Below are 6808 nucleotides of genomic sequence, written 5' to 3'. Positions count from 1 at the left end.
TACAGCCTGATGGCTTGTACCAAAATTTCAGCGTTGGATTTTGTAAACAAAATCCGTACTCACTCGTTGTTCAGTTTTCAAAGATCAAACCTGCATTATGTCTTACTTTGTTTCACCACCGCGTCTCAGCGGCGACTTAAATAATGTAACACATAACCTCATTTTCCGTCAAGCTTTTTTTTGAAAATTTATTTTTTTCGCTTGATGCAACACGTTTATCCTGCTTTAAACAGTTCGAAATTATTCATGCTGCTTAATGGGGCGAGTTATAACTTATCACATATTTTATATACTCGTCAACCTAAATAAATAATTTATATTTTTTAACTATCTATAAATACTAAATCACGCAAAAAATAAGGAAGAAAGGTCGGTTTAACAATCTTTCTTCCTGACAAATCAACCCCTGCACATCAAATAAGAGAGTAACGCAGTTCACGATTTTGTCCGCGATCCCTAAAATCCCCGACAGCTGTTTCTCTAATAAGTGAACGAAATACCAGTTTACGGAGCACGACGGTAAGATCCAATTGGAGATTCTTTAGCTCAGGATGATTAATAAGTTCATTTATAGACCAAGGTTCCCGTCTGCTGCCTAATATACGGAATAGCGGAGATGAGCATTCCTCCATTTTTGACATAACTGAAAATTCACAAGCAAGCAGTACTAGTTCAACCCGTTGTTCCAAGGTTTCCGTACTTAATGTGAGTTCGTTATACAGTTTGTCAATCGTTCGATTCAGAGGCTGTACCTGAACCCATAAGTGAATTTTTGGATAAATCCCCCGTTCAATGAGTTCAATAGATGCCCAATGATCCAATGCTTTCAGAACACTTTGATAAGCGTCAATGATCCGCCCTTCTCGCACCGCTCTTTTACCATGAACGTAATTGACCAGAAAGCGGGAGAACTCATGAAATCGCTTCTGCTCCCGCAGTGGATCGTTAAAATCAACAATTTCCTGTCTTAAAAGACGGACCCTGTTATCCCGCTCCCAGACCATACGACCTTCTAGCACATAATCTATAATGTTGGCTTGTTCACCAGCGATAATCCATTCCTTCAGACAACTGAGCGTTGAGTACAACACTTGGCATCTTAAACCATTCATAAATAAGTGTTGAATAGAACGAACTGGCTTGGTGCCTTCTCCAATAATTAGAATGAGTTCATCAAAGTCATACAACATTGAACCGTGAAAATACTCTCCCGGCTTTCTGTACGAAATAATACCTATTGAATCTTCCTGCAACAATTCATCATACATTAGATTTAATTTGGTTAGCTGCACTTCTCCCTCCATACCTGCAAGGCGGCTATGACCGCAAATTGGATATTTGGATTACATGTGATCATTTCTACATAAATAAGAAACTTCCTTCTTCAATTGTATAAATTTTTATCTTATTCACTTATTTTTTTCAGTGTTACCCAAGCGTTTTCATCTGCAAAGGTTCGATTCCACGCACCAATTCCTCCGAGCTTCAGCGATTTGGCAAGATCTACTCTTGCCTTCAGAGATACCTGATCCTCTAGCCAAATCTTTTTGACCACGCCGTCTTCTGTATACTCTACATAATTCTGGCCTTCGGAAGCTCTAAACTTGGGCTTCAACTTAAATTTGGCTATGATATCGGCTGCTGACTCCATGCCAAGTGATTTGGAAGTGACCTTAATCTTCCCTTCTTTGGGAGTCTCGGACCACACGCGAGTATATAACGGAATACCTAAAACCACTTTTTGAGACGGCACTTCATCTTCCTGAATAATTCGCTTAATTGACGCTTCCGTCCATGGTAGCGAGGCGACAGAACCAGCCTTTGGACTAGCAGCCCAATGCTCATCATACGCCATTACCATGAGGTAATCTGTGATGGTGCCCAATGATTTTCGATCCAAAAAAGCTGACCACATCTCACTTTGAGATTTAGGCGTAACATCAATGGACAGTATTAAATCATGTTCCCGAGCCATCGGTTTAAGTTCCCGCAAAAATTGGGTGACATTGGGGCCATCCTTCGTATGAACATTTTCAAAGTCAATATTAATACCGTCCAGATCATTTTCTAGGGCAAGTGAAATCATCTGATCTACAATCGACTTTCGACGTTCAAAGGTAGACAATGCTTCTGTTGTTAATTCAGGATTAAAGCTGTTGCTCAACAAGCCCCAAACCTCCATCCCCTTGCGATGTGCCCAGCTGACATAGGCAGGATCTGCCTTGCTTTCTACAGTGCCCTCATGATCAACGACACTGAACCATGTAGGGCTCACCACATTTACTCCAGGCATAGGATCAAACTTGGATGGATCGGGCTTACGATTATAGACGGCTTCCCAAGCGAGGTTTACCGATCTACCCTCCCAATGTTTTTCCGAGATGGACAAATCGTCCTTAACCGAAGGGATCACCAGCTCTTCTCCTTCAGCGACATGGTCTGACTTAATGTATCCCGCATAGCCATTGTCTAATTGAACAAAATACCAATCGCCCTCTTTGGACCAAATACGTACCTTCGTCCGCTGAGATATATCTGTCAAAATGAAAGATAGGCTAGAGGCTTCTTTACGTAAAGCAATTCTAGCATCCTGTGGGCCATCCTTCTTTTCTACACTCCCCAGCCTGACCTTCTCTCCAGCTTTCATTAGGATGACAGCACCAGTTACAGGGTCTTCGTGTATAGAAACACCGTATACTTCACGCACAGCCTCTAGAGGGATATACACCTCTCCATTGATTACCTGAGGGGCTGCGTTCAGCGCATATGTTTTACCATTCAGCTCCCCTTGTGCCTTCGAAACCTTCATATGGAGCAGGCTTTGTCTCGTCGCCATAATGACGGTTTGGCTGTCATCCTCATAGCGAACCGTAGGATCAATTTGACTTTGCACCAATTTAAGCGGCACCAGCATGTTCTTGCCGGAGCTTTGAGCTTCATACCCAGTCAACTTGCCCTGCATAAAAATAGGACGGACACTGCCCTGCCAATCGGGTTTCTCGTGAAGGGGATTACCAAACCATACGACAGTAATTGCACATATAATCGCTGCAAATAATAGCAGGCTTGCCGCTCCTTTGAATCGTGAACGTTTACGGCGGCGTCTGGAATGATTTCTGGCCAATATTGAACCTCCATTGTATGAACTTTGAGTTTCCGTATTTTGTAACCTCAACAGATTACTACTTAAAACAAAAATAAAGTGATTTAAACAAAAAAACGCGGTAAATCCCCGCTTATGGGGAATTCCTCACGTTTCCAATCCATTACAATATATACATACCGCACAAAAAACTTCTATTCCTTGTTTCGTTACGTTTGTTTGTTACTGCAAGCTTTGCATACTCCGTGTAACTCCATACGATGTCCATGCACCTCGAAGCCTGTTTCCAACGCGGCATGGCGTTCCACATCAGCCAAGTACGGATAACTGAAATCTTCAATCTTTCCGCATTTTTCGCAAATGATGTGATAGTGCTCCGAAATATTGGCATCATAACGACTGGCGTTATCTCCATAGGTCAACTCATGTACCATACCCGCTTCTATAAACATCTTTAAGTTATTATAAACCGTAGCCACACTCATACTTGGAAACTTGGACTCAAGCGCTCGATATATCTCATCTGCAGTCGGGTGCCCCATGGTTTCCATCAAATAGTTTAATATGGCATGACGCTGGGGTGTTATGCGTACACCTGTCTTCTTCAGAAGTTCCAAAGCATGCTGGACGCGTGCTGCCATATATGTCCACCGCCTTATCCCTTACTTACGATCCTATCAATTACCACGCATCTATTTACAACTTACTTCTAAACCTACTCACATTGTACGGTCTACTCAAGTTTCTTGTCAACGCGCCGTATTGTCGCCGGATATTCCTATAGAGGTATCTGTCTCAGGAGCTCCGGGTTCAGTCGGAGAGCTTTCAGATGTATCGGGCGCAGTCGTACCCCCGGAATCATTCAAGTCGGGTAACGACGGCATCAGTAACTTTTTAATGGTTAAATTACTGTTGCCCTCTACGTTGATCGCATACTTGCCTGTCCCATTTTGGCCTGAAATACTTTTACTGTCTATTTTAAATGGAAAATCGGATTGAAGATTTCCATAACTGCTTGAACCCTCTAACTGAAAATCTCCATTCGACGGAAGATCCAATACGATATCACCAACAGCACTGTATATTTTCCAATCTCCGCCTACCTGCTCGCTATGCACTTTGATAGAGCCATTAAGCGAATTTGCATTCAGCTTGGCTGTAGAATTCAGCACATTCATGTCACCATTCTGAGTATCAACGGTGATATCTCCTTCCGAACGAGCGAGCTGAATGTCACCTACCATGGTGTGTAGTGTCACAGCCCCTTCAATATCGCCTGCCTGCATGTCGCCACGGTTCGTGCGCACATCCACATCTCCAGAAATCCGATGCAATTTAACCTGACCGTTCAGCGTGCCTCCCTTGACATTGCCGATAGCGTCATTAACGGTGAGATTTCCATTACCGCTCTCGAGCCGAATGCTGTCAATAGCATCAACTCCATTCAAGGTAATATTCCCGTTGGAGGTTCTAATCTGCATATTGAACCTCCGGTCCTCCGGCACGGTAATCAACATGTTCACACGGGGCTGACGTTTGCTTGATGCTCCGTACGACTTTGCCTCCGGACGAATCTGGATAGTCTTGCCGTCGGTAGAAGTCAGTGAAGAAGCTTGAGCAATCTTGTCCGCTTCGGCAGCAGGCGCTTGATCTACCCATAGAGTCCCACGTACCTCTATATTGGACACAGGCCGTCTGATCAGTGTTATATCACCATTAACCGAATCAACTACTAAATCGGACGTCTGCATAGTTACAGGTACCAGCATACCACCCATATCATACCGATTCTCTTTAGCCTGGCTAAAATCCATAGAAGCTGACGTCAGATTGAGACTGACCCGGTTCCACAGATACATATAATGATTTTGCTGAGTCACGATAAAAACCGAAGCAGCCACTACCAAAGCGGACAGAATCCCCTTTAGGTCAGGTCGGAACCGTCGTCCGTTGTCAGACTTGCCTTCTTTACGATAATACACGGCAAAAAAAATCAGATACTCCAGTCCCCAAAGCACGAAGATTACGGGCCACCAAACGAGGAGCTGAAGCATATATTCAGTATTTTGAAACACATCTATAATAAGCAAAACGCCTACAGCCATCAACAGAAGCGAAGAGGTGTAGCGCCCGACTCTTATTTTGCGGTGCACGCCAGCTTCACCCTCTTTCTTTCAACTTTTACGCTTAAAGGTCAGAAAGGCTTCCCTTAGAAAAAGGAATAGACCGATCATCATTAATAAAATGGCCAGCGTAAGGAATCCGTAATCCTCAAAGAAATTGCTCAACCAGCGAGGTTTCATGCGAAACAAAATCATAAGCCCACCGCCTGCCACCATTAGCACAGCAAAAGCAAAGCCTCTCTCCCATGCATAAAAAGGACTACTTTGCTGGCCTTTAGCATCCATTCGTGCATAACGATCTGGCTTACGCCGATAACGAACCATGTAATCTGCAGACTGTAAGACATCATATACATTATAAAAATATAAAACGGGTATAAACAATCCAAGCAAAATAAGTAATGGAATGTTGATCCTCAGACCGTCAGAGGAAACATACAGCATCGCAAAAATATCTAGCAGGAGCAATACAATAAAACTAAGCCCCCTAATAAACAGCCCTAAAAAAAGATGTCCCAGTCCGGGTAACAATGCCGCCATGATAATAGCAATCACTTTGCGAAATTTAGCGTACCTTAGACGCTTCCCCTGTCTGGGTTGTTCCCGCTGTTCCGATGCTTGTAGCTGTCCAGCCTCTCCAGACGGTAAAGGTTGTTCCGAGTTCATGCCATCCTCCCCTTTGAATCCCATACGTGGCTCCGCTGAAAAATACTTCGATGCTTACATAGTACCCCAATCGGATTTACGAGTAACTGTTAAAAAAAGGTATCCTATCACTCAACAGAGACTGCAGCTATATCTTCCCATTGTCGTAAATCAGCTGCAATACGTACGGGATTAAAATCATGGCGGGCCAGCACCTCTAGGGAAACCTCCATACTCTGCCGATCTGGATGTAATTCGTGAAATGGGACATTTTCATGTTCCTTAATCGTTATTTTACGTATTTCCACTTTTTCTTGCTCTAAATAAGTCGAAATCTGCTCCAGCAATCCGTGAGAGGACAATCCGTACAATGTAATAAGATGACGCTTGCGTCCACGCATATACCGAAGTTCAACTTTGTTAAACACCCATAAATTTAAAAATACGAGTACTGTCGCCGCTATAGACGGGAAATAAAAACCTGCTCCGACCCCAAGGCCAATAGCAGCAACGACCCAAATGGAAGCCGCAGTCGTTAGTCCGGTAATGGATTTACCTGTGAACATAATCGTCCCTGCACCCAAAAAGCCTACGCCAGTGATTACAGCCGTAGCCAAACGAGCGGGATCTATGCGTACATTAGCTTCTTTAATAAAATCGGCAAAGCCGTAAATGGAGAGTAGCATAATCAGCGTCGAACCAAGACTGACCATAATATGAGTCCTCAAACCAGCTGCGTGATTGGAACGTTCGCGTTCAAAGCCAATGAATCCACCGAGAAGCATGGACAGTAACAGCCGTAAAATGATATGTGAATCGTCTATAATCCACGGATTATCCATTCAAGTCACTCCTCCCGGTTATGTCGTGCTTCCCACTCCGGGTGCGCGGTTTGTGGGCTTATGTGCATTTTTAATGCCAATTTAATGATATCTCA

Annotated in this window: 5 protein-coding genes and 1 pseudogene; all 6 read right to left on the bottom strand. The window is 43.6% G+C overall.

The features are described from left to right. Window positions 1-413 precede the first annotated feature (413 nt). The 6 genes and pseudogenes from AC5ELV_RS20525 to AC5ELV_RS20500 all read right to left on the bottom strand — a co-directional run bounded on the left by AC5ELV_RS20525 (window position 414) and on the right by AC5ELV_RS20500 (window position 6713). On the bottom strand, window positions 414-1292 hold the full coding sequence (locus AC5ELV_RS20525) for a nucleotidyltransferase-like protein (protein WP_493431639.1): 879 nt from the start codon (window positions 1290-1292) through the stop codon (window positions 414-416). Window positions 1293-1405: 113 nt separating this feature from the next. After that, the gene (locus AC5ELV_RS20520) at window positions 1406-3124 is read right to left on the bottom strand and encodes a glycosyl hydrolase family 18 protein (RefSeq protein WP_493431638.1); all 1719 of its coding nucleotides are present in this window, start codon (window positions 3122-3124) and stop codon (window positions 1406-1408) included. A 188-nt stretch (window positions 3125-3312) separates the two neighbouring features. Continuing rightward, window positions 3313-3744 carry a Fur family transcriptional regulator gene (locus AC5ELV_RS20515; RefSeq protein WP_013311903.1) on the bottom strand — a complete coding sequence of 144 codons (432 nt, stop codon included), beginning with the start codon at window positions 3742-3744 and terminating at the stop codon, window positions 3313-3315. 108 nt (window positions 3745-3852) lie between these two features. Continuing rightward, a complete protein-coding gene (locus AC5ELV_RS20510; protein ID WP_493431637.1) occupies window positions 3853-5256 on the bottom strand; it encodes a DUF4097 family beta strand repeat-containing protein in 1404 nt (467 codons plus the stop codon). A gap of 7 nt (window positions 5257-5263) precedes the next feature. Next, window positions 5264-5916: pseudogene (locus AC5ELV_RS20505) on the bottom strand (hypothetical protein). Between the two features lie 83 nt (window positions 5917-5999). Continuing rightward, window positions 6000-6713: an MgtC/SapB family protein gene (locus AC5ELV_RS20500; protein WP_493431636.1), complete on the bottom strand. Its 714-nt coding sequence runs from the start codon at window positions 6711-6713 to the stop codon at window positions 6000-6002. Window positions 6714-6808 lie beyond the last annotated feature (95 nt).

The sequence above is a fragment of the Paenibacillus sp. NMA1017 genome, from assembly GCF_058895805.1.
Note: the sequence above shows the minus strand (reverse complement) of the source record. Positions and strands in the feature narration are given on the sequence as shown.

Coding starts and splice junctions, on each gene's coding strand:
- AC5ELV_RS20500 (WP_493431636.1), bottom strand. CDS start 6,713: ATGGATAATCCGTGGATTATAGACGATTCACATATCATTTTACGGCTG.
- AC5ELV_RS20515 (WP_013311903.1), bottom strand. CDS start 3,744: ATGGCAGCACGCGTCCAGCATGCTTTGGAACTTCTGAAGAAGACAGGT.